Consider the following 21,942-nt stretch of genomic DNA (forward strand, 5'->3'; position numbering starts at 1 on the left):
TCTACTCGAGTTGGGCGCCATGGCTGGCGATGACGCGAGCGTAGTAGCGGGCACTGGCCTTGGGCGTGCGCTGCTGTGTCTGGAAGTCCACATGCACGAGACCGAAGCGTTTGGCGAAGCCGAGCGCCCATTCGAGGTTGTCGAACAGCGACCAGGCGCAGTAGCCCCGCACGTCGGCGCCGCGGGCGATGGCATCGGCCACGGCGGCGATGTGGGTGCGCAGGTAATGCACGCGCAGCGGGTCGTCCACGCGGCCGTCGATGGCCGACGGCGGGTCGTAGAAGGCCGCTCCGTTCTCGGTCACGTACAGCGGCAGCCCGCCGTAGCGCTCGTGCATCCAGACCAGGGTGTCGGCCAGGCTCTGCGGGTGCAGTTCCCAGCCGGTCTCGGTGTAGATGCCACCCGGCTGGCGCTGCGGCGCCACGGGCACCGGCCAGGCCTTGGGGTCGTGCCGGACGACGGCGCGGGTGTAGTAGTTGAGCCCGAGGAAGTCGATGGGCACCTTCAGCGCCTCGACCTCCGCGGCCGGCCAGTCGGGCCAGGCCTCGCCGAAGACCTCGCGCAGTTCCTCGGGGTAGCGGCCGAGGAGGGCCGGGTCGAGGTACTGCCGGTTCATGTAGGCGTCGGCCAGGCGGGCGGCGTGGCGGTCGGCGTCGGTGGCGTCGGGCGGCAGGTGCTTGGGCTCGATGTTGACGACCAGGCCAATCTGGTGCCGCCCGACCGCACGGTAAGCCCGCACGCCGGCCGCATGGGCCTGCATCAAGCGGTGGGCCACGATGGCCGCTTCGAAGGCGCTCCTGTGGCCGGGCGCGAGGACGCCGTGCATGTAGCCGCCGTCGGCCACCACCCAGGGCTCGTTGAGCGTCGTCCAGCGCTGGACCCGGTCGTCCAGCGCCTTGAAGCAGACCTGGGCGTAGTCGGCGAACCAGCCGGGCATGTCGGGGCTGAGCCAGCCGCCGCGGTCATCCAGCGCGACGGGCAGGTCCCAGTGGTAGAGCGTGGCCATGGGTTGGATGCCGGCGGCCAGCAGTTCGTCGACCAGGCGCTCGTAGAAGCCGAGCCCCGCCGCGTTGACCTTGCCGCGTCCCTCGGGCAGCACGCGGCCCCAGGCGATGCTGAAGCGGTAGGCCGTGAGGCCGAGGTCGCGCATCAGGGCGACGTCGTCCTTCATGCGGCGGTAGTGGTCGCAGGCGACATCGCCGGTGTCGCCGCCGAGCACGCGGCCCGGCGTGCGCACGAAGCGATGCCAGTTGCTCGCGCCGGCGCCATCGGCCAGGGGCGAGCCCTCGATCTGGTAAGCGGAAGTCGCACAGCCCCAAAGGAAGCCGGGCGGGAACGGTTGTCTCATCCGTGATGCCGGCTGCGCTCTCGCGGGCCGGTCTGCTGCTCAAGTCATGTAAACGTTTACATGGATTGTTCCGTGGAAGAGCTGCAGACGTCAATGACGGGTTTACCCGGCGTGAGGATTCGGCGCGACAGCCGTGCCGCCCGGGCGGGCCGGGGCACGTTGCATGAAGGGCCGCAGGACGGATGCGGAGGTTGGAGCCGGATATCCCGGCTCAGCCGACGGGCCGCCGGTCCTCGATGACACGGCCGTCGTTGGGCAGGCTGCCCGGCGCCATCAGCTCCACCTCGCCGCGCAGCTTGGTGCAGTCGCGCAGCGCGGCCTGCAGTTGTTCCGTCAGGCCTGGCGCCGGCTCGGCCACCTCGAGTTGCAGGCACATGCTGTCGTTGGCCAGTTCGCCGTCGACGACGAGGCGCGCCCGCCCGCGCTGGCCGCAGCGCGCGAGGACCTCGGCCACCTGACCGGCGTGCACGAACATGCCGCGCACCTTGGCGGACTGGTCGGCCCGGCCCAGCCAGCCGCGCAGCCGCTGGTTGGTGCGCCCGCAGGGGCTGGCGCCAGGCAGCACGGCCGACAAGTCGCCGGTGGCGAAGCGGATCAGCGGATAGCCCCGCGACAGCGTCGTGACCACGACCTCGCCGACCTCGCCATCCGGCAGCGGGTCGCCCGACCCTGGCCTGACGATCTCGACGATGACGCCCTCGTCGACGACGAGCCCTTCCCTGGCACGGGTCTGGTAGGCGATCAGGCCGAGGTCGGCCGTGGCATAGCACTGGTAGGCATCCACGCCGCGTTCGGCGAACCACGCCACCAGGGCCGGCGGGCAGGCCTCGCCGCTGACCAGGGCCCGCTTCAGCAGCGGCAGGGTCACGCCCGCCTCGGCCGCCTTTTCGAGGAGGATGCGCAGCAGGCTGGGCGTGCCGGCATAGGCCTCGGGCTGCAGGTCGATCAGGGCCTGCAGCTGCAGTTCGGTGTTGCCGACGCCGCCAGGGAAGCTGGCCGCGCCGATGGCGCTCAGGCCGGCTTCCATCATGGCGCCGGCCGGCGTCAGGTGGTAGCTGAAGCCGACGTGGGCCAGCTGCCCGGCGCGGATGCCCGCGGCGTGCAGGGCACGGGCGATGCGCCAGGGGTCGCTGCCCTCGTGCTCCGGCTCGGGTTCGTAGAGCGGGCCGGGAGACTGGAAGATGCGCCGCGGCGCGCCCGCCGCATAACCGCCCAGGCGCAGGGCGCGGCGTGCGGCCTGGGCCGCGGCGAGGCTGCTCTTGCGCGTCAGCGGCAAGGCCGCGAGGGCCTCTCGGGAGGTAACGGCCGCGGCATCGACGCCGGCCAGCAGCGCCATGTAGGCCGGGCTGCTGGCCTGGGCGTGGGCGATCTGTGCCGGCAGCGCGGCCATCAGCGCGGCCTCGCGCACGGCGGGGTCGCGCGTCTCCAGCGCATCGAGGGTTTCGCCGGTGGTGTTCACTCGTCGTCCTTCCAGCGGGTGAGCCGGCGCTTGATCTCGTCCTGCACCTTGCGCAGCTCGGTCGCCGACCTCAGCGTGAAGGCGTCCCACTCGGGGGTGCGCGCGGGGCGCCTGGCGAGCTGGACCTTGACCGTGGCGCCGTCCATCGCCAACCTGAGCACGACGTCGGCGCCCAGCATCCAGCCCTCGCTGCGCTCGGCCAGCACGCGCTGGTCGCGCGCGAAGCGCTTCATGGTCTGCAGCGCCGCGTCCGCATTGAAGGGCGGCGGCGCGATGTCCCAGCTGTCGTCACTCATCCAAACTCTCCTTCGCCTGCCCCGCGCAGCGGCGTGCAGCGCAGGTCATGCCAGCCAGCGCTTGCGGCGCTTGTAGCTCTTCACGTCCTTGAAGCTGCGCCGTCCTTCGCCGCCGACGCCGAGGTAGAACTCCTTCACGTCCTCGTTCTCGCGCAACTCGGCGGCGGCGCCGTCCATGACGATGCGGCCGTTCTCGAGGATGTAGCCGTAGTCGGCATAGCGCAGCGCCATGTTGGTGTTCTGCTCGGCGAGCAGGAAGGTCGTCTTCTCCTTGGCGTTGAGGTCGCGCACGATCTCGAACACCTCCTCGACGATCTGCGGCGCCAGGCCCATGGACGGCTCGTCCAGCAGCACCATCTTCGGGTTGGCCATCAGCGCCCGGCCGATGGCGCACATCTGTTGTTCGCCGCCCGAGGTGTAGGCCGCCTGGCTGGCGCGGCGGGTCTTGAGACGGGGGAAGTAGGCGTAGACCTTCTCCAGCGTGGCGGCCACGGCCGCGCGCCCGTCCTTGCGGGTGTAGGCGCCGGTCATGAGGTTCTCCTCGATGGTGAGGTGGGCGAAGCAGTGGCGCCCCTCCATCACCTGCACGACGCCGCGCTCCACCATGGCCGAGGTGGACAGCTTCTCGATGCGCTCGCCGCGCAGCTCGATGCTGCCCTTGGTCACTTCGCCGCGCTCGCCCTCGAGCAGGTTGGACACGGCGCGCAGCGTGGTCGTCTTGCCGGCGCCGTTGCCGCCAAGCAGGGCCACGACACTGCCTTCCCTGACCTGCAGGGACACGCCCTTGAGGACGAGGATGACGTGGTTGTAGATGACCTCGATGCCGTTGACGTTCAGGAGGGGGGCTGTCATGGGTGACTGCGCTCCTTGCAGGTGTTGGGAGCTTTTGCTGTGAGCCGGTTTGCTCGGTGCACCGTGCCGGGAATTCGCCCCGGCGGGCGACCTACTTTTGAGCGACCAAAAGTAGGCAAAAGTCGCCCCCCGATCCGCCCGGCCCTTCGGGCTGCCCTGCGCGGCTCAGGCCTCGAAGGCCCGCGCAAAACTCCCTCCGCTACGCTCCGGTCAAACAGTTGCGCGGAGTCAGATCTTGAAGCGCGCTGCGCGCGCGCCTTCGAGACCTTCCGCTGCTCGGCGGGCTCCAGGGGGGTGTGAAGGAACAGCCACGACCGAAGGGATGTGGCGTTTGGCTGTTGGCTGTTGTGGCTGTTGGGGCTCTCCCCTTCTAAACCGCCGAGAAGCGCAGCAACCCAGGGCGCGCGCGCAGCGCGCTTCAACAACTGGCTTCGCGCAGTTGTCTGAGCGGAGCGTAGCGAAGCGAGTTCTGCGCGAGCCCTGGGTTGCGAGCATCGCAGGGGACCCACCCGCAGGGTGGGCGGTTTTGCAGGGGTCGTTTCTTTGCCTACTTTCTTGTCGACACAAGAAAGTAGGTCGCCCGCCGGGGCGAGCTCCCGGCTGGACTTCGCTATAAACCCAAAGCCGCTCAAGCGTCCCTCAACTTTGGCATTCCGCCGACGTGCGGCGAGTCAGCTTCTTCTCAGCCGCGTACTTGTCCGCCGCCGCCTTCACCATCGGCTTGAGCAGCGCCTCGTCCGCCTGGTACCAGTCCGAGGAGAAGTTCCACTGCTTGCCGTCCCAGGTGTGCACCCGCACCGAGGTGGAGCCCTGGTGGTCGAAGCAGCTGGTGCTGATGGGCCGGATCACGCCGGTGAGGCCCAGGGCGGCGAGCTTCTTTTCGTCGAGCGCCAGGTTCTCCAGGCCCCAGCGCACCTGCTCGCCCGTCATGACCTTGCCTTTGCCGAAGCGCTCCTGGGCACGCCGCACGGCCTCGACCGCCAGCGCCTGGATGACCACGCCACGCGTGTACAGCACGGAGCCGACTTCCTCCTTCGGCCCCGTGCCCTGGCCCTTGCCGTGCACGTACTTGAGGATGTCCTGGATGACCTTGGGCGACTGGCCCGAGGTGTTGAGGGCGAGGGCGTTGTAGCCCTTGGCGCCCTCGCCCACGTCCTTCACGTCGGGCTCGGCGCCCGACCACCAGACGCCGTACATCTTGTCGCGCGGGTAGCCGGTGGCCTGGGCCTCCTTCAGGGCCGTGGAGTTCATGACGCCCCACCCCCACAGCAGCACGTAGTCGGGGCGCTGCTTGCGCACTTCCAGCCAGGCGGACTTCTGCTCCACGCCCGGTGCCGTCACGGGGATCTTGATGAGCTCGAAGCCGTGCATCTTCTGCCGCTCTTCAAGCAGCGGGATGGGCTCCTTGCCGAAGGGGCTGTCGTGGTAGACGAGGGCGATCTTCTTGCCCTTGAGCTTGTCCAGGCCGCCTTCCTTCTTGCCCAGGTGCTGGATGAGGACGTCGGCCGCGGTCCAGTAGCTGCCCATCAGCGGGAAGTTCCAGGCGAACACGCCGCCGTCGGCCGAGGCCGAGAGGCCGTAACCCAGCGTGATCAGCGGGATCTTGTCGTGCGGCACCTTGTCGGTCAGCGCGAAGGTGATGCCCGTGGCCTGGGGATCGAAGAGGCTGGCGCCCTTGCCCTTGAGGCGCTCGTAGCACTCCACGCCCTTGTCGGTGGCATAGCCGGTCTCGCACTCCTCGAAGGTCAGCTTCACGCCGTTGACGCCGCCGTCGCGGGCGTTGATGAGCTTGATGTAGTCCTGCTTGCCGTTGGCCCATGGCGTGCCATTGGGCGAGTAGGGCCCCGTGCGATAGACCAGTAGCGGGAAGAACTGTTCCTTGGCCTGAGCCTGGGCGGCCGGGGCCACCAGCTGCAGTGCGGCCAGCGCCGCGCATGCGATGAAGGTCTTCATGGACTGTCTCCTGTCGTCGTCGTGGTGTGTCGGGGTCAGTGAGGGAAGGGCCACAGGCGCAGCTTCTCCTTGGCCGTGGCCCAGAGTCGCGCGAGGCCGTGTGGCTCCTTGATGAGGAAGAAGACGATCAACGCGCCGAAGATCATCAAGGCCAGGTGGGAGGCCGTGGCGGTGTCCATGGGCATGCCCGTCCAGTAGGGCAGCTTGTCCAGCACCAGGGGCAGCACGACGATGAAGGCCGCGCCGAAGAAGGCTCCCGAGATGGAGCCCAGGCCGCCGATGATGACCATGAAGAGCAGGTCGAAGCTGCGGTTGATGCCGAAGGCCGCCGGCTCCCAGGAGCCCAGGTGCACGAAGCCCCACAGCGCGCCGGCCACGCCGATGATGAAGCTCGACACCGCGAAGGCGCTGAGCTTGGCCTGCATGGGCCGGATGCCGATGACGCTGGCGGCCACGTCCATGTCGCGCATGGCCATCCAGGAGCGGCCGATGTGGCCGCGCACGAGGTTCTTGGTGGCCAGCGCGAAGACGACGACGAAGGCCAGGCACAGCAGGTAGCGCGCCTGCGGAGACTCAAGGCTGAGGCTGCCGATGTGCAGATCGGCGACGCTGACCGAGCCTGAGGTCGAGTCGTTGGTGACCCACTTCAGCCGCAGGCAGGCCCAGTCGACGAAGAACTGCGCCGCGAGCGTGGCCACCGCCAGGTACAGGCCCTTGATGCGCAGCGACGGCAGGCCGAAGGCCACGCCCAGCACCGTGGCACCCAGGCCGCCGGCCAGCAGCGCGACGATGAGGGGCATGCCCTCGAAGCGCGCCTGGCAGTTGTAGGCCACATAGGCGCCCACGGCCATGAAGGCGCCGGAGCCCAGCGAGATCTGGCCGCAGTAGCCCACCAGCACGTTCAGGCCGAGGGCGGCCAGGGACAGGATGAGGAAGGGCACGAAGACCGCGCGCAGCAGGTATTCGCTGCTCGCCATCGGGACGAGGATGAAGGCGGCCGCCAGCAGCAGGCCCATGGCGATGCGGTCCTGCCGGATGGGCAGGATCTGGCTGTCCGCCGGGTAGCTGGTCTTGAACTGGCCGTTTTCGCGGTAGAGCATCGCTCAGCCCCCGGATGAGGAAGAAACGAAGCCACAGAGGCACAGAGACACAGAGAGGCCGGACATTGGCAATTCCTCTGTGCCTCTGTGCCTCTGTGGCTGTGTTGGATTCAGCTCAAACGCGATCAATGATCTTCTCCCCGAAAAGGCCCTGCGGCCTGACCAGCAGTACCACGAGCACGAGCACGTAGCCGAACCAGTACTCGATGCCGCCGCCCATCAGGCTGCCGAGGTAGGCCTCGGACAACTTCTCGCCGACGCCGATCAGCAACCCGCCGACGATGGCGCCGGGCACGCTGGTGAGGCCGCCGAGGATGACCACGGGCAGCGCCTTGAGCGCCACGAGCGACAGCGAGAACTGCACGCCCAGCTTGCTGCCCCAGATCATGCCGGCCACGAGGGCGACGAAGCCGGCCACGCTCCAGACGATGACCCAGATGCGCGACAGCGGGATGCCGATGCTCTGCGCGGCCTGGTGGTCGTCGGCCACGGCGCGCAGAGCCCGGCCGGTGGCGGTCTTCTGGAAGAAGAGGCTCAGGCCGGCGACCAGGGCGGCGGCGATGAGCGCGGCGTAGAGGTCTTCCTTGCTGACGAGGATCCCGCCTTCAAAGGTCTGCTCGAACAGGAACATCGGGTCCTTGGGCAGGCCGATGTCGATCTTGTAGATGTCGTTGCCGAAGAGCATCTGGCCGGCGCCTTCGAGCAGGTAGGCGATGCCGAGCGTGGCCATCAGCAGCGTGATGCCCTCCTGGTTGACGAGCCGGGACAGGGCCAGCCACTCCACCAGCCAGGCGACCACCACCATCACCGCCAGGCCGCCGGCGAAGGCCAGCAGGTTGACGGCCAGCTTGCCGTCCAGGCCCGTGTACTTCTGGATCCACTCGGCGAAGCGCGCCATGGCCAGGGCCGCGAACAACACCATGGCGCCCTGCGCGAAGTTGAAGACGCCGCTGGCCTTGAAGATCAGCACGAAGCCGAGGGCGATCAGCGAATACAGCATGCCCGACATCAGGCCGCCGATGAGGGTTTCGAGGAAGGGTCCCATCCTCAGCCCGCCCGCGCCAATGAAACAAAGCCACAGAGGCCCAGAGGCACAGAGAAATCGGTGTTCATGCGGGCAACTCCTCTGTGTCTCTGTGCCTCTGTGGCTGTGTTTGTTCGCCGCCGAGATAGGCGCGGATCACATCCTCACTGGTCCGAACTTCGTCGGGCGCGCCATCGCCGATCTTCTTGCCATAGTCCAGCACGACGACGCGGTCGGAGATGTCCATCACCACGCCCATGTCGTGCTCGATCAGAACGATGGTGGTGCCGAACTCGTCGTTGACGTCGAGGATGAAGCGGCACATGTCCTGCTTCTCTTCCACGTTCATGCCGGCCATGGGTTCGTCCAGCAGCAGCAGGCTGGGCTCCATGGCCAGGGCCCGGCCGAGGTCGACGCGCTTTTGCAGGCCGTAGGGCAGGCGGCCGACCGGCGTCTTGCGCCAGGCCTGGATCTCGAGGAAATCGATGATGCGCTCGGCCACCGCGCGCTGCTCGGTCTCCTCGCGGCGCGCCGGGCCGATGTGCAGGGCCTGCCAGAGCAGGCCGCGCTTCATGCGCAGGTTGCGGCCGGTCATGATGTTGTCCAGCACGCTCATGCCCTTGAACAGGGCCAGGTTCTGGAAGGTGCGGGCCACGCCCATCTCGGCCACCTGGCGCGGACTCATGCCGTGGTAGGTGCGCCCGCGCAGGGTGATGGCGCCCTGCTGCGGCTGGTAGACGCCGTTGATGCAGTTGAGCATGGAACTCTTGCCGGCGCCGTTGGGGCCGATGATGGCGCGGATCTCGTGCTCGCGGACGTCGAAGCTGATGTCGGTCAGCGCCTTCACGCCGCCGAAGGCGAGCGAGATGTTCTTCACGTCGAGGACGACGTCGCCGATGCGCTTAGTTGCCATTGCCACGCCCGATGAAAGGCAACCACAGAGGCACAGAGACACGGAGAAAGACCGCTGGGCTCTGAACCTCCTCTGTGCCTCTGTGCCTCTGTGGTTGCATTTGCTGCCTCCTCACGCCGCGCTCCTCACCGCCGGAAAAGTCTTCGCCTCGACGATGCGCAGGTCCGCCGCCACCATGGATGTGCGGCCGTCCTCGAACTTGACCTGGGTCTCGATGTACTGCGAGGCCTTGCCGGCGTAGAGCGCATCGATGAGCACGCCGTATTTCTCGGCGATGGCGCCGCGGCGGACCTTGCGGGTGCGGGTCAGTTCGCCGTCGTCGGCGTCGAGTTCCTTGTGCAGCACCAGGAAGCGGCTGACCTGGCTGCCGGCCAGGAGTTCGTCCTGGGCCAGGTCGGCGTTGACCTTCTCGACGCAGTCGAGCATGAGCTGGTAGACCTCGGGCCGCTGGGCGAGGTCGGTGTAGCCGGCATAGGGCAGGTTGCGGCGCTCGGCCCAGTTGCCCACGGCCTCGAAGTCGATGTTGATGAAGGCGCAGACCTTCTCGCGCCGGTCGCCGAAGCAGACCGCCTCCTTGATGTGCGGGAAGAACTTCAGCTTGTTCTCGACGTACTTGGGCGCGAACATCGCGCCGTCGAAGGCGCCGCCCGAGAGGCGACCCACGTCCTTGGCGCGGTCGATGATCTTGAGGTGGCCGCCGGGCGTCAGGAAGCCCGCGTCGCCGGTGTGGAACCAGCCGTCCTCGGTCAGCGCCTCGCGCGTGGCGGCCTCGTTCTTGTAGTAGCCCTTGAGCAGCCCCGGCGAGCGCACCAGCAGCTCGCCGCTGTCGGCCAGGCGGATCTCCACGCCGTCGATGGGCACGCCCACCGTGTCGGCGCGCGCCTCGTGGTCGGGCTGCAGGCAGACGAACACGGCCGTCTCGGTCGAGCCGTAGAGCTGCTTGAGGTTGATGCCGATGGCACGGTAGAAGCTGAAGAGGTCGGGCCCGATGGCCTCGCCGGCCGTGTAGGCGACACGCACGCGCGAGAAGCCCAGCGTGTTGCGCAGCGGGCCGTAGATGAGCAGGTCGCCCAGGCCGTAGGCCAGCCGATCCAGCAGACCCACGGGCTGGCCGTCCATCAGCCGCGTGCCGACGCGGCGGGCCAGCGCCATGCAGCGGTCGAACAGCCAGCGCTTGGGGCGGGCGGCGTCCTCCATGCGGATCATCACGGTCGTCAGCAGGCCCTCGAAGACGCGCGGCGGCGCGAAGTAGTAGGTGGGCCCGATCTCCTTCAGGTCGATGCTGACGGTGGAGGCCGACTCCGGGCAGTTGACGACATAGCCGCAGGCCAGCCACTGAGCGAAGCTGAAGATGTTCTGGCCGATCCAGGCCGGCGGCAGATAGGCCAGCACCTCTTCGCGGTCCGTCAGCCTGTCGAAGCGCTGGCCGGCGCGGGCGCGGTCGATCAGCGTGGCGTGGGTGTGGATGACGCCCTTGGGATTGCCCGTCGTGCCCGAGGTGAAGAAAAGGGCCGCGACGTCTTCGGCCTGGCCAGCGGCCACCTCGGTGGCGAAGAACTGCGGCCGTTCGCTCTGGGCGGCGCGGCCGTGGGCGATGAGTTCGTCCAGCGATGCGAGGCCGGGCTCGTCGTAGTTGCGCAGGCCGCGGGGGTCGTCGTACCAGATGCGCCTGAGCTGGGGCACCTGCTCGCGCAGCTCCAGCAGCTTGTCGACCTGCTCCTGGTCCTCGACGACGGCGAAGGCGACCTCGGCGTTGTTCAGCGGGAAGACGAACTCGGCGGCCACCGCATCCTGGTACAGGGGCACCGGCACGGCGCCGATCGACTGCGCCGCCAGCATGCAGGCGTACAGCCGCGGCCGGTTCTCGCCGACGATGACCAGGTGCTCGCCGCGGCGCAGGCCGGCGGCGGCCAGGCCCAGGGCAAGCTCCTGCACCAGGGTGGCAAGCTGCGCCCAGGTCAGCGTCTGCCACAGGCCGAAGGCCTTCTCGCGCAGGGCGGGCGCCTCGGGGCGCGTGGCTGCATGTCCGAGCAGTAGCCGAGGGAAGGTTTCCACCAAGCTGTCTCCGTTTCGCGGGGCTGGAGCCACCGTCTGTGCGGCCCATTCTGGCGAGGACTTTGACGCCCATCTGTCGGTACGACGACAATCCAAGGGTCTTCACGGCCCAGACTTTCCCGCATGGCCGACAGCTCTCTTCCGTTGCGCCAGCGCGCGCGGCGCCCGACGCCGGCCGAACTCGAGGCCATCCCCTGGCTCAAGCTGCTCGACCGCGGTCAGCGCGAACGTGCCGTCACGGCGCTGGAGGTGGCCGACGCCGAGCCCGGCGAGCGCCTGTGCCGCATCGGCCGGCCGGCGACCTTCTGGTTCGGCGTCGTCGACGGCCTGCTGAAGATGAACAACGACGATTCCACCGGCCAGGCCGTCACGTTCACCGGCATCCCGCCCGGCGGCTGGTTCGGCGAGGGCACGCTGCTCAAGCGCGAGACCTACCGTTACAACATCCAGGCCTTGAGGCCCAGCGTCGTGGCCGGCCTGCCCATCGACAGCTTCCACGCGCTGCTGGACGGCAGCATCGCCTTCAACCGCTTCGTGCTGGACCAGCTCAACGAGCGCCTCGGGCAGTTCATCGCCGCCCGCGAGACCGACCGCATCCACGACCCGGACGTGCGCGTCGCCCGCAACCTGGCCGCCCTCTTCCACCCCCTGCTCTACCCGGGCGTGGGCAACTGGCTGCGCATCACGCAACAGGAGCTGGGCTATCTGGTGGGCCTGTCGCGCCAGCGGGTCAACCAGGCGCTGCACCGCCTCGGCGGGGCCGGGCTGATCCGCATCGAATACGGCGGCCTGCGGGTGCTGGACCTCGCGGGCCTCAGGCGCTTCGGGGCCTGATCAGGCGGCGAAGGCGATGGCCTCGGGCTCGGCCCGCGGCAGGCTGGCCCAGCGTTCGGCGGTCAGCTCATAGAGCAGGGCCGCGGCGCAACCGGCATCGGCCAGGGTCCCCTTGAGGCGCAGGCCCAGGCCTTCGAGCGTCTTGCGCGTCGGGGCGTTGTTGGGGAGGACGGCGGCGACGACGGCGGCCTCGTGGCGCTGCTCGAAGGCCTGGTCGAAGGCGTGCAGGGCCATCTCGGAGGCCAGGCCCCGGCCCCAGGCCTGGGGCGTGATGCGGTAATAGAGGTAGAGGCCGGTGTGGCCGGCGACGCTGCGGTGCATGAGCCCGCCGAAGCCGATCAGCGTCTCGGGGTCGTCGCGCTCGGCGATGGCCCAATGGCCGAAACCATGGCGCTGCCAGTGGTCCGTCCAGGCCTTCAACTGCACCTGGGTGGCGGCTCGCCCGTGGGGCGTGGCCGCAGCGCAGAAGCGGGTGACGGCCGGATCGGCGTACAGGGCTACGAGGGTGTCCAGATCGCTGTCGCGGGGCGGGCGCAGCACCAGGCGGCGGGTGACCATGGCGGCCGGAACGGCGGCAACGGGCTCGCGAAACTCACTCTGGACCATGAAAAACGCAGACTCGGTAAAAACCCGTAGGAGGGTAGCTGTCCCGCGCCCGGCGGGAAAGCCCGCATCGACGGGTTTGTCGCATTACCGTCACAAAGCCACGAATCACGGCGCCGCCGCCGCGGGCCCGGCCGCGGTGGCCTTGACCAAGGCCCGCAACTCCTCGGCAACGACGTCCGGACGGTCCTTCTGGATGTAGTGCCCTGACCTCTCCACCTGGCGGCGCGTCGCACCGGGCAGCAGGGCCGGCCATTGGGCCTCCAGGCGGCGCGCAAGGTCCTGGAAGGCCTCCCCCTCGCCCAGCCCGAAGCTCGACCGCACGAGCAGGCGCACCGGCACCGCGGGCGGAGCCGCCGCGCGCAGCTCGGCCAGGCATTCGGGCCGCGCCTGGGCGTCGAACTCGGCCTGCATGGCCGGCGCGAAGACCGTCGCCCGCAGGCCGCCCACCAGCCGCGCGGCGGCCGGCGCCTCGCGCTGCATGCGGGCCCAGTGCTCGGGGTGGGTCGGGTCCAGCAGCAGCACGGCGGCCACCTCGCCGGGGAAGAGGCGGGCGAAGGCGTACTGGTAGAGCCCGCCGACGGAGTGGCCGACGAGGACGTAGGGCGGCCGGACGCCCGTGGCCCGCAGGAGGGCGTGGAGTTCACGCGCCGTGGTGCAGGGGTCGCGCGGCGGCGCTGCAGCCGCCACGGGCACGTTGCCGCTCTGGCCGTAGCCGGGCCGGTCGTAGGCGAATACGGCCATCTCGGGTGCCACACGGCCGATGACCTCGGCCCAGACCGACTTGCCGTCGCCCAGGCCGGACTGGAAGACGACGACCGGCGAGCGCCCGGCCGGGCCGGCCCGGGTGTAGGACAGGCGCTGCGCGCCGAGCTCCAGCGTCTGGCCGGGCGGCATGGCCGAGCAGGCCGAAAGCGCCGCCACGGCGGTCGTCAGGAGCTGGCGCCGGATGACCCGCATGGCCTCAACGCGTCTCCACCTTCACGCGCTTGAAGCGCGAGCCGCCGCCGCTGTGGATGCTGACGGACGACTTGGCGCAGTCGAAGCGCTTGGCGACCAGGGCGACCAGCTCGGCATTGGCCTTGCCGTCCACCGGGGGCGACTTCAGCCAGGCCGTCCAGGTGCCGTCGGCCTCCTGGACCAGCTCGGACCGCGACGACCCGGGCTTGGCCTTGAGCTGAAGCGTGGTGGTCGCCAAGCGATCAGCCTGCCAGCAGGGCGTTGACGCGCTTCACGTAGGCAGCCGGGTCTTCCAGGTGGCCTCCCTCGGCGAGCACGGCCTGGTCGAACAGCACCTGGGCCAGGTCGTCGAAGTGGGCCTGAGATGCCGAACTAGCGTCCAGCCGCTTGACGAGGGCGTGCTCGGGGTTGATCTCGAGCGTGGGCTTGGACTCGGGCGCAGCCTGCCCGGCCTGTTTGAGCAGGCGCGCCAGGTGGCCGCTCACGTCGCCCTCCTCCACGACGATGCAGGCCGGCGAATCGACGAGGCGGGTGGTCACGCGCACGTCCTTGGCGCGGTCCTTGAGCGCTTCCTTGAGCTTGTCCAGCAGCGGCTTGAGGCCTTCGGCGGCCTCCTCGGCCTTCTTCTTCTCTTCCTCGTCCTGCAGCTTGCCGAGGTCCACGGCACCCTTGGCCACGGACTGCAGCGGCTTGCCCTCGAACTCGTAGAGGTGGCTGAGCATCCACTCGTCGACGCGGTCCACCAGCAGCAGCACCTCGATGCCCTTCTTGCGGAAGATCTCGAGCTGCGGGCTGTGCTTGGCCGCGGCCAGCGAGTCGGCCGTGATGTAGTAGACGGCCTCCTGGCCTTCCTTCATGCGGCCCACGTAGTCGGCCAGGCTGACGCCTTCGTCGGCGTGCGTGGAGGCGAAGCGGAACAGCTTGGCCAGGCGCTCCTGGTTCTGGTGGTCCTCGCCGATGCCCTCCTTGAGCACCTGGCCGAAGTCCTTCCAGAACGCCGCGTACTTGGCGCGTTCGGCCTCGTCCTCGCTGTTGGCCAGGCTCTCCAGCATGCCGAGCACGCGCTTGGTCGAGCCCTCGCGGATGGCCTTGACGTCGCGGCTCTCCTGCAGCAGTTCGCGGCTGACGTTCAGCGGCAGGTCGGCCGAGTCGATGACGCCCTTGACGAAGCGCAGGTAGACCGGCATCAGCGCCTCGGCGTCGTCCATGATGAAGACGCGCTTCACGTACAGCTTCACGCCGCCGCGCTTGTCGCGGTTCCACAGGTCGAAGGGGGCCTTCCTGGGGATGTAGAGCAGTTGGGTGTACTCGCTGCGGCCTTCCACGCGGTTGTGGGTGTAGGCCAGCGGCGCCTCGGTGTCGTAGGAGATCTGTTTGTAGAACTCCTCGTACTGCTCGGGCGTGATGTCGCTCTTGCTGCGCGTCCACAGGGCCGAGGCCTTGTTCACCGGCTCCCACTCGTCCTTGAGCACTTGCTTGGCGGCGTCGGCGTCCCACTCCTCCTTGCGCATCAGGATGGGCAGGGAGATGTGGTCGGAGTACTTGGCCACGGTCGACTTGATGCGCCAGGTCTTGAGGAACTCCTCCTCGCCCTCGCGCAGGTGCAGGATGACGTCGGTGCCGCGGCCGGGCTTGGTGATGGCCTCGATGTCGTATTCGCCCGTGCCCTCGCTGCTCCAGCGCACGCCCTGGTCGGCGGCCAGACCGGCCCGGCGGGTCTCGACCGTGATGCGGTCGGCGACGATGAAGCCCGAGTAGAAGCCCACGCCGAACTGGCCGATGAGCTGGGCGTCCTTCTTCTGGTCGCCCTCGAGCTTGGCCATGAACTCGCGCGTGCCGCTCTTGGCGATGGTGCCAAGGTGGGCCGCGGCCTCGTCGGCACTCATGCCGATGCCGTTGTCGCTGATGGTCAGGGTGCGGGCCGCCTCGTCGAAGCTGATGCGCACCTCGAGGTTGGGCTGGTCTTCCCACAGCGCCGCGTTGTCCAGCGCCTCGAAGCGCAGCTTGTCGCAGGCGTCGCTGGCGTTGGACACCAGCTCGCGCAGGAAGATCTCCTTGTTGGAGTACAGCGAGTGGGTGACGAGGTGGAGGATCTGCTTGACTTCGGCCTGGAAGGCGTGGGTTTGCTTGGTCATGGTGGGATTGCCGTGAACGAAAACGCGGCCGAGATAGGGCCGCGCTGCCGGGTTTCAAGAGGGGTCAGTAGGACACGGCCAGCCGCGGCACGTCGACCTTGATCAGCGCCTTGGACAGGGCGCCGGCCGTCGCCCGGGCGTAATCCAGCGCCCAGGCGGGGTCGGCGAAGGCGGCCGGGCCCATCGCGGCCGCGACCTGGATGATCTTGTCGGCCAGCAGGATCTTGCCGGAGCCTCGCAGCGGCTCGCATTCGAGGCGGACGAATTGCTCGTCCAGCCAGCGCCTCGCGGCCTCGAAGTTCAACACCTCGGCGCTGTCGAGCTGGAGCTCGATGGGCGCGCCGGTCTCGAAGATGACGGTGATCCGGGCTTGCATGACCCCCGATTGTGTCAGCCCCGGCGGGCTTTGACTGCTGCCGACAGCACGTCGAGCACCGCAACGGAGTCGTCCCAGCCCAGGCAGGCGTCGGTGATGCTCTTGCCGTAGGCGAGCTGGGCGGGGTCGTCCTTGCCCGGCGTGAACTTCTGGGCGCCGTCGTTCAGGTGGCTCTCCACCATGACGCCGAAGATGCTCTTGCTGCCCTCGCGCATCTGGCCGGCGATGTCGCGCGCCACGTCGAGCTGGCGCTGGTGCTGCTTGCTGCTGTTGGCGTGGGAGCAGTCCACCATCAGCCGCTCGGGCAGCCTGGCCTTGGCCAGGTCGGCGCAGGCGGCGGCCACGCTGGCCGAGTCGTAGTTGGGCGCCTTGCCGCCTCGCAGGATGACGTGGCAGTCGCCGTTGCCGCGCGTCTCGACGATGGCAACCTGGCCGTTCTTGTGCACGGACAGGAAATGGTGGCCCTGGGCCGCGGCCTGGATGGCGTCGGTGGCGATCTTGATGTTGCCGTCGGTGCCGTTCTTGAAACCGATGGGCGCCGACAGGCCCGAGGCCAGCTCGCGGTGCACCTGGCTCTCGGTCGTGCGCGCGCCGATGGCGCCCCAGGAGATGAGGTCGCCGATGTACTGCGGCGAGATCACGTCCAGGAACTCGCTGCCTGCCGGCATGCCCAGGCGGTTGATCTCCAGCAGCAGCTGGCGGGCGATGCGCAGGCCCTCGTCGATGCGGTAGCTCTCGTCGAGGTAGGGGTCGTTGATCAGGCCCTTCCAGCCCACCGTCGTGCGCGGCTTCTCGAAGTAGACGCGCATGACGATCTCCAGCGTGTCGGCGTACTTCTCGCGCTGCTCCTTCAGCCGGCGGGCGTACTCGATGGCGGCCGTCGGGTCGTGGATGGAGCAGGGGCCGATGACGACGAGGAGGCGGTCGTCCTGGCCCTGCATGATGCGGCGGATGCGCTGGCGGGTCTGGCTGATCAGCGCCTCCATCGCGGTGCCGCGGATGGGGAAGAAGCGGATCAGGTGCTCCGGCGGCGGCAGCGGCGTGATGTCGAGGATGCGCTCGTCATCGGTGGCGCTGGTCTTGTCGTCCTGCGAGTACCAGCGCTGGGCTTCGGGTTCGACGGACTGGAGCTTGGTCGCATTCATCTTCGGGCACCTTGGAAAGAAAAAACCGCCGGGCTTGGCGGCCTCGGCGGTTTCTGGGGAGTCGGTGTTCAGCGCGCGCGCTCAGGACTCTCCACCGCCGGGGCGGGGAAAAAACCAAAAGCGAAAGTAGGCAGCGCGGGACATGGGTGCGGAATCTAGCACGCCGGCCCGCGAGCCGCTTCGATCCAGCGCAAACCAGCCATCGCGCGGCGCGACGGCAGCGGCGCTCGATCAGGCCGGCCGCGGCCACCCGGCCCGAGCCATCTTCAGGCGGTGCCTCCGACGGTCAGGCCGTCGATGCGCAGCGTCGGCTGGCCGACGCCCACCGGCACGCTCTGGCCTTCCTTGCCGCAGACGCCGACGCCGGTGTCCAGGGCCATGTCGTTGCCGATCATGCTGACGCGCGTGAGCGCGTCAGGCCCGTTGCCGATGATGGTGGCACCCTTGACCGGGTACTGGATCTTGCCGTTCTCCACCCAGTAGGCCTCGCTGGCCGAGAACACGAACTTGCCGCTGGTGATGTCCACCTGGCCGCCGCCGAAGTTGGTGGCGTACAGGCCCTTCTTGATGGAGGCGACGATCTCCTTGGGGTCGTCCCGGCCGCCGAGCATGTAGGTGTTGGTCATGCGCGGCATGGGCACGTGGGCATAGCTCTCGCGACGGCCGTTGCCCGTCGGGGCGACCTTCATCAGCCGGGCGTTCATCGCGTCCTGGATGTAGCCCTTGAGGATGCCGTCCTCGATGAGCACGTTGCGCTGGCTGGCGCAGCCCTCGTCGTCGACGTTGAGGGAGCCGCGCCGGTCGGGCAGCGTGCCGTCGTCCAGCACCGTCACGCCCTTGGCCGCCACGCGCTGGCCGATGCGGCCGGAGAAGGCGCTCGAGCCCTTGCGGTTGAAGTCGCCCTCCAGCCCGTGGCCGACGGCCTCGTGCAGCAGCACGCCGGGCCAGCCCGGGCCGACGACGACGGTCATCTCGCCGGCCGGCGCGGGGCGGCTTTCGAGGTTGGTCAGGGCCGCGTGGACGGCCTGCTCGACGTAGCTGGCGATCATCTCGTCGGTGAAATAGGCCAGGCCGAAGCGCCCGCCGCCGCCGCCCGAGCCCACCTCGCGGCGGCCGTGGCTCTCGGCGATGACGGTGATGGACAGGCGCACCAGGGGCCGCACGTCGGCCGCGAGCGTGCCGTCGGCGCGGGCGATGAGCACCACCTCGTGCTCCGCGGCCAGGCCGGCCATCACCTGCGCCACGCGCGGGTCCTTGGCGCGGGCCATCTTCTCGGTCCGCTCGAGCAGCGAGACCTTGGCGGCGCTGTCGAGGCTGGCGATGGGGTCGGCCACGCCGTAGAGCTCGCGGCTGCCGGCCACGCGTCCCTGCGACGGCACCTTCACGCGCCGGCTCTGCCCGGCCGCGGCGATGGTGCGCACGGTGCGGGCGGCGTCCAGCAGGGAGTCCAGCGAGATGTCGTCGGAGTAGGCGAAGGCCGTCTTCTCGCCGGCCACGGCGCGCACGCCCACGCCCTGGTCGATGCTGAAGGAGCCGCTCTTGACGATGCCCTCCTCCAGGCTCCAGCCCTCGGCGCGCGTGGTCTGGAAGTAGAGGTCCGCATCGTCGACACGGTGTTCCGTGATGACGCGCAGGGCCTGCGACAGCGAAGCCTCGGTCAGGCCGAAGGGCTCCAGCAGTCGGGAGCGGGCGGTGGCCAGGCGGGCCAGGGTGGGTTCGACGGCGATCATGGGGCGATTCTAGGAAGGCGGCCGTCAGCACTTGCAAGACATGGACATGCTTCTTTACCCGGACGTGTCGGCCGCCGTGTGGCCGGCGTCGTTGTGACCAGGCCTTCCAACCCACTCCACAAGGAGCCCTCGATGAAGACCTTGCACACCGCCCTGATCGCCACCCTGGCCCTTGCCGGCGCCGGCGCCTTCGCCCAGACGCCCGCCGCAGCGCCGGGCACCAACACGCCGCGCGTCGACCAGCGCGAAGCCAACCAGCAGGCCCGCATCGCCAGCGGCGCCGCCAACGGCAGCCTGACGGCCCACGAGACCCAGCGCCTCGAGAAGGAGCAGGCCCGCATCGACACCGCCGAAGCCAAGGCCAAGTCCGACGGCACCGTCACGGCCAAGGAGCGCCGCCGCCTGCACGCCATGCAGGACGGCGCCAGCCGCGACATCCACCGCAAGCGCCACAACGCGCGCGCCGCGAGCGCACCGGGCTGATACCGCTGCTCACAAATCTGTCCGCAAGCTTGCGGCATTAGGGATGTCGCCGGCGGGAGCCGGCGCACAGCATGCGGCGCATCCGTCCCCCCGGAGCGCCGCATGAAGCCCCTCCTCCTCGCCAGCCTCGTGCTGGCCATCGCCGGCCCCGCACACGCCGCCACCCTCGTCGGCTCGGGCTATGACCAGCCCCTCTTCCTGACCGCGCCCATGGGCGACTCGCGGCTCTTCGTCGTCGAGAAGGGAGGCCGCATCAAGGTGCAGCAGGGCGGCAGCGTCTCGACCTGGTTCGACATCTCCAGCCAGGTCGACACCGCCGGCGAGCGCGGCCTGCTGGGCCTGGCCTTCGACCCGGGCTTCGCGTCCAACGGCCGCTTCTACGTCGACTACATCGACAAGGCCACGCTGAACACGGTCGTCGCGAGCTACACGGTCAATGGCTCGGGCGCCGTCGACATGGCCAGCGGCCGGACCGTCATCACGGTGGCCCAGCCGGCCGGGCGCGACAACCACAAGGCGGGCTGGATAGGCTTCAGCCCGGCCGACCCCGTCCACCTCTTCATCGCCACGGGCGACGGCGGCAGCGCCAACGACCCGGACAATAACGCCCAGAACCTGAACAGCAACCTCGGCAAGCTGCTGCGCATCACGCCCCAGGCCGGTGGCGGCTACACCGCGCCGACCGACAACCCCTTCACGGGCAGCGTGCCGGGCAACGACGAGATCTGGGCCTACGGCCTGCGCAACCCCTACCGCAACAGCTTCGACCGGCTGACGGGCAATCTCTGGATCGCCGACGTCGGCCAGGGCGCCCGCGAGGAGGTGGACTTCGCCGCCGCCGGGAGCCTGGGCCGGGGCGCCAACTACGGCTGGCGGGTGCGCGAAGGCACCATCGCGACGCCTGGCATCAGCGACCCGACGCCGCCCAACCTGACCGAGCCCCTCTTCGACTACGGCCACGACGTCGGCAGTTCCATCATCGGCGGCTACGTCTACCACGGCCCCGATGCCAGCCTGGCCGGCAAATACGTCTTCGGCGACTTCGTCTCCGGCGCCCTCTGGACCTACGCCGGCGGCACCGTCACGCCACTGGCCTCACCCTTCGGCGGCTCCACGCTGACCAGCTTCGGCGAAGGCGGCGACGGCACGCTCTACGCCGTGGGCATCGACGGCAGCATCTACCAGGTCTCGGCCACCGTGCCCGAGCCCGCGACCACTGCGCTGTTCGCCGCCGGGCTCGCCGCGCTGGGCGGCTTCATTCGTCGCCGCCGCGCTTGAGCGCCAGGCCCGCTTCGTAGAGGCGGTTGCGCGCCGCGCCGCTGATCTGGGCCGCCAGGGCCACCGCCTGCTTGAGCGGCAGCTCGGCCGCGAGCAGGGCCAGCACGCGCTGCGCCTCGGGCGGCAGCGCCTCGTCCTCGGCCGGCGCGACCGGCGCGCGGGCATGCAGCACGAGCACGAATTCGCCGCGCTGGCGCTGCGCATCGGCCGCCAGCCAGGCCGGCAGCGTGGCGGCCTCGGCCGTGTGCACGGTCTCGAACTGCTTGGTGAGTTCGCGGCAGACGGTCACGCGCCGAGCGGGCGCCAGTTCGGCCAGCAGCGCCAGCAGCTCGGCGATGCGGTGCGGCGCCTCGAAGATGACCTGGCTCTGGCCTTCGACGACCAGCAGCGCCTGCAGCGCCGTGCGCCTCTCCCCCGCCTTGGTGGGCAGAAAGCCGGCAAAGGCGAAGGCCGAGGCGGCCGTGTCGCCGGCGACGCTGAGGGCCGTGACCGCACTGCTGGGGCCGGGCAGGGGCAGCACCCGGTAGCCCGCCGCGACGGCCTCGCGCACGAGGACGGCACCGGGGTCCGAGATCGCGGGCGTGCCCGCATCGGAGGCATAGGCCACGCGCTCGCCCGCTGCCAGCCGCGCCAGCACGCCCGCGCTGGCCTCGCGCTCGTTGTGCTGGTGCAGGGCGATGAGGGGCTTGTGCAGGCCGAGGTGGCGCAGCAGCGCCCCGCCCTGCCGCGTGTCCTCGCAGGCCAGGGCGTCGACCAGGCCGAGCACATGGATGGCGCGCAGGCTGAGGTCGGCGAGGTTGCCGATGGGCGTGGCGACGAGGTAGAGCGTCGCGGCGGGATACTGCTGGCCGCCGGCCGCGGCCTGGGCGGCCTGGCGAAGCAGGGAGGCGTCAATGTTCAACTGGGGCTCTCGATCCAAACCGGACACCAAGGCGCGCGGCGATGCCGCCGAGGACCTGGCGCTGGCCCACCTGCTGCGGTCCGGCCTGCGCCTGCTGGAGCGGAATTATCGAGTGGCCGCCGGGCCGAGCCGGCGCGCCGGCGAGGTGGACCTCATCCTGCTCGACCGCGACGGCACCCTGGTCTTCGTCGAGGTGCGCGCCCGCGCCCACGCCTCGCATGGCGGCGCCGCTGCCAGCGTCACGCCGGCCAAGCAGGCCCGGCTCATCTACGCCGCCCGCCACTACCTGCTGCGCCACGCCAGCCCGCCGCCCTGCCGCTTCGACGTGGTGGCGATCGACGGTGCCAAGCTCAACTGGTTGCAAGGGGCCTTCGACGCCGAGTGAAGCTGCGCTCCGAGGCCAGGCTTGGCTGGCAAGCGGACCAGCGCCGGGCCGCCCCAAGCTGGCCCGCAGGCGATGTGCTTGTGGCTCAATGCCACAAGCATCGCCGTCCCCT

The 21,942-nt window shown here is 69.5% G+C and carries 21 protein-coding genes; 4 read left to right on the forward strand and 17 right to left on the reverse strand.

What is annotated here, in order from left to right; all coding sequences use genetic code 11:
- Position 1 precedes the first annotated feature (1 nt).
- The 9 genes from LXT12_RS11075 to LXT12_RS11115 form a co-directional block, all read right to left on the reverse strand.
- Positions 2-1,348, reverse strand: coding sequence for a GH1 family beta-glucosidase (locus tag LXT12_RS11075; RefSeq protein ID WP_233391988.1), 1,347 nt, complete (start codon positions 1,346-1,348; stop codon positions 2-4).
- 211 nt (positions 1,349-1,559) lie between these two features.
- On the reverse strand, positions 1,560-2,738 hold the full coding sequence (locus LXT12_RS11080; protein WP_233392561.1) for a phenylacetate--CoA ligase family protein: 1,179 nt from the start codon (positions 2,736-2,738) through the stop codon (positions 1,560-1,562).
- 65 nt (positions 2,739-2,803) lie between these two features.
- On the reverse strand, positions 2,804-3,103 hold the full coding sequence (locus LXT12_RS11085; RefSeq protein WP_233391990.1) for a hypothetical protein: 300 nt from the start codon (positions 3,101-3,103) through the stop codon (positions 2,804-2,806).
- A 45-nt stretch (positions 3,104-3,148) separates the two neighbouring features.
- Entirely contained in the window at positions 3,149-3,955 is an 807-nt protein-coding gene (locus tag LXT12_RS11090) for an ABC transporter ATP-binding protein (protein ID WP_233391992.1), read from the reverse strand.
- Between the two features lie 639 nt (positions 3,956-4,594).
- Positions 4,595-5,908, reverse strand: coding sequence for an ABC transporter substrate-binding protein (locus LXT12_RS11095; RefSeq protein ID WP_233391994.1), 1,314 nt, complete (start codon positions 5,906-5,908; stop codon positions 4,595-4,597).
- 35 nt (positions 5,909-5,943) lie between these two features.
- On the reverse strand, positions 5,944-7,008 hold the full coding sequence (locus LXT12_RS11100; RefSeq protein WP_233391995.1) for a branched-chain amino acid ABC transporter permease: 1,065 nt from the start codon (positions 7,006-7,008) through the stop codon (positions 5,944-5,946).
- A 115-nt stretch (positions 7,009-7,123) separates the two neighbouring features.
- Positions 7,124-8,053 (reverse strand): branched-chain amino acid ABC transporter permease, encoded by a 930-nt coding sequence (locus tag LXT12_RS11105; protein WP_233391997.1) that lies wholly within the window; start codon positions 8,051-8,053, stop codon positions 7,124-7,126.
- A gap of 64 nt (positions 8,054-8,117) precedes the next feature.
- Positions 8,118-8,945, reverse strand: a complete 828-nt coding sequence (locus LXT12_RS11110) for an ABC transporter ATP-binding protein (RefSeq protein WP_233391999.1) — start codon at positions 8,943-8,945, stop codon at positions 8,118-8,120.
- Between the two features lie 111 nt (positions 8,946-9,056).
- Positions 9,057-11,003 carry an AMP-dependent synthetase/ligase gene (locus LXT12_RS11115; protein ID WP_233392001.1) on the reverse strand — a complete coding sequence of 649 codons (1,947 nt, stop codon included), beginning with the start codon at positions 11,001-11,003 and terminating at the stop codon, positions 9,057-9,059.
- A gap of 120 nt (positions 11,004-11,123) precedes the next feature.
- Here LXT12_RS11115 and LXT12_RS11120 point away from each other — a divergent pair, with 120 nt between their 5' ends.
- A complete protein-coding gene (locus LXT12_RS11120; RefSeq protein ID WP_233392003.1) occupies positions 11,124-11,834 on the forward strand; it encodes a Crp/Fnr family transcriptional regulator in 711 nt (236 codons plus the stop codon).
- On the opposite strand, the gene LXT12_RS11125 is transcribed toward LXT12_RS11120, so the two are convergent.
- From LXT12_RS11125 to tldD, 7 genes are all read right to left on the reverse strand, one after another.
- Entirely contained in the window at positions 11,835-12,392 is a 558-nt protein-coding gene (locus LXT12_RS11125) for a GNAT family N-acetyltransferase (RefSeq protein WP_233392005.1), read from the reverse strand.
- Between the two features lie 153 nt (positions 12,393-12,545).
- The gene (locus tag LXT12_RS11130; protein ID WP_233392007.1) at positions 12,546-13,397 is read right to left on the reverse strand and encodes an alpha/beta fold hydrolase; all 852 of its coding nucleotides are present in this window, start codon (positions 13,395-13,397) and stop codon (positions 12,546-12,548) included.
- Between the two features lie 4 nt (positions 13,398-13,401).
- A complete protein-coding gene (locus LXT12_RS11135; protein WP_233392009.1) occupies positions 13,402-13,635 on the reverse strand; it encodes a DUF167 domain-containing protein in 234 nt (77 codons plus the stop codon).
- 4 nt (positions 13,636-13,639) lie between these two features.
- The gene (gene htpG, locus LXT12_RS11140) at positions 13,640-15,532 is read right to left on the reverse strand and encodes a molecular chaperone HtpG (protein ID WP_233392011.1); all 1,893 of its coding nucleotides are present in this window, start codon (positions 15,530-15,532) and stop codon (positions 13,640-13,642) included.
- Between the two features lie 64 nt (positions 15,533-15,596).
- Positions 15,597-15,908 carry a hypothetical protein gene (locus tag LXT12_RS11145; protein ID WP_233392013.1) on the reverse strand — a complete coding sequence of 104 codons (312 nt, stop codon included), beginning with the start codon at positions 15,906-15,908 and terminating at the stop codon, positions 15,597-15,599.
- A 14-nt stretch (positions 15,909-15,922) separates the two neighbouring features.
- Positions 15,923-17,053: a 3-deoxy-7-phosphoheptulonate synthase gene (locus LXT12_RS11150; RefSeq protein WP_233392015.1), complete on the reverse strand. Its 1,131-nt coding sequence runs from the start codon at positions 17,051-17,053 to the stop codon at positions 15,923-15,925.
- 266 nt (positions 17,054-17,319) lie between these two features.
- Complete coding sequence (gene tldD / locus LXT12_RS11155) at positions 17,320-18,783, reverse strand: metalloprotease TldD (protein ID WP_233392016.1); 1,464 nt, start codon at positions 18,781-18,783, stop codon at positions 17,320-17,322.
- A gap of 132 nt (positions 18,784-18,915) precedes the next feature.
- Between tldD and LXT12_RS11160 the strand changes: the two genes are divergently transcribed.
- Positions 18,916-19,266, forward strand: coding sequence for a hypothetical protein (locus tag LXT12_RS11160; RefSeq protein WP_233392018.1), 351 nt, complete (start codon positions 18,916-18,918; stop codon positions 19,264-19,266).
- A gap of 102 nt (positions 19,267-19,368) precedes the next feature.
- Positions 19,369-20,544 carry a PQQ-dependent sugar dehydrogenase gene (locus LXT12_RS11165; protein WP_233392020.1) on the forward strand — a complete coding sequence of 392 codons (1,176 nt, stop codon included), beginning with the start codon at positions 19,369-19,371 and terminating at the stop codon, positions 20,542-20,544.
- Here the strand turns inward: LXT12_RS11165 and rsmI are convergent.
- Positions 20,522-21,445 carry a 16S rRNA (cytidine(1402)-2'-O)-methyltransferase gene (rsmI, locus tag LXT12_RS11170; protein ID WP_233392022.1) on the reverse strand — a complete coding sequence of 308 codons (924 nt, stop codon included), beginning with the start codon at positions 21,443-21,445 and terminating at the stop codon, positions 20,522-20,524. The genes LXT12_RS11165 and rsmI overlap by 23 nt on opposite strands.
- Here rsmI and LXT12_RS11175 point away from each other — a divergent pair.
- Positions 21,438-21,830 carry a YraN family protein gene (locus LXT12_RS11175; protein WP_233392024.1) on the forward strand — a complete coding sequence of 131 codons (393 nt, stop codon included), beginning with the start codon at positions 21,438-21,440 and terminating at the stop codon, positions 21,828-21,830. The genes rsmI and LXT12_RS11175 overlap by 8 nt on opposite strands.
- The last annotated feature ends 112 nt before the right edge of the window (positions 21,831-21,942 follow it).

It is taken from the genome of Pelomonas caseinilytica, from assembly GCF_021353235.1.
GTDB classification, from domain to species: Bacteria; Pseudomonadota; Gammaproteobacteria; order Burkholderiales; family Burkholderiaceae_C; genus Pelomonas; species Pelomonas caseinilytica.

Coding starts and splice junctions, on each gene's coding strand:
- htpG (WP_233392011.1), bottom strand. CDS start 15,532: ATGACCAAGCAAACCCACGCCTTCCAGGCCGAAGTCAAGCAGATCCTC.
- LXT12_RS11120 (WP_233392003.1), top strand. CDS start 11,124: ATGGCCGACAGCTCTCTTCCGTTGCGCCAGCGCGCGCGGCGCCCGACG.
- LXT12_RS11130 (WP_233392007.1), bottom strand. CDS start 13,397: ATGCGGGTCATCCGGCGCCAGCTCCTGACGACCGCCGTGGCGGCGCTT.
- LXT12_RS11080 (WP_233392561.1), bottom strand. CDS start 2,738: ATGGCCGCGCTGCCGGCACAGATCGCCCACGCCCAGGCCAGCAGCCCG.
- LXT12_RS11160 (WP_233392018.1), top strand. CDS start 18,916: ATGAAGACCTTGCACACCGCCCTGATCGCCACCCTGGCCCTTGCCGGC.
- LXT12_RS11085 (WP_233391990.1), bottom strand. CDS start 3,103: ATGAGTGACGACAGCTGGGACATCGCGCCGCCGCCCTTCAATGCGGAC.
- LXT12_RS11100 (WP_233391995.1), bottom strand. CDS start 7,008: ATGCTCTACCGCGAAAACGGCCAGTTCAAGACCAGCTACCCGGCGGAC.
- LXT12_RS11075 (WP_233391988.1), bottom strand. CDS start 1,348: ATGAGACAACCGTTCCCGCCCGGCTTCCTTTGGGGCTGTGCGACTTCC.
- LXT12_RS11105 (WP_233391997.1), bottom strand. CDS start 8,053: ATGGGACCCTTCCTCGAAACCCTCATCGGCGGCCTGATGTCGGGCATG.
- LXT12_RS11145 (WP_233392013.1), bottom strand. CDS start 15,908: ATGCAAGCCCGGATCACCGTCATCTTCGAGACCGGCGCGCCCATCGAG.
- tldD (WP_233392016.1), bottom strand. CDS start 18,783: ATGATCGCCGTCGAACCCACCCTGGCCCGCCTGGCCACCGCCCGCTCC.
- LXT12_RS11095 (WP_233391994.1), bottom strand. CDS start 5,908: ATGAAGACCTTCATCGCATGCGCGGCGCTGGCCGCACTGCAGCTGGTG.
- LXT12_RS11125 (WP_233392005.1), bottom strand. CDS start 12,392: ATGGTCACCCGCCGCCTGGTGCTGCGCCCGCCCCGCGACAGCGATCTG.
- LXT12_RS11090 (WP_233391992.1), bottom strand. CDS start 3,955: ATGACAGCCCCCCTCCTGAACGTCAACGGCATCGAGGTCATCTACAAC.
- LXT12_RS11150 (WP_233392015.1), bottom strand. CDS start 17,053: ATGAATGCGACCAAGCTCCAGTCCGTCGAACCCGAAGCCCAGCGCTGG.
- LXT12_RS11110 (WP_233391999.1), bottom strand. CDS start 8,945: ATGGCAACTAAGCGCATCGGCGACGTCGTCCTCGACGTGAAGAACATC.
- LXT12_RS11165 (WP_233392020.1), top strand. CDS start 19,369: ATGAAGCCCCTCCTCCTCGCCAGCCTCGTGCTGGCCATCGCCGGCCCC.
- LXT12_RS11175 (WP_233392024.1), top strand. CDS start 21,438: ATGTTCAACTGGGGCTCTCGATCCAAACCGGACACCAAGGCGCGCGGC.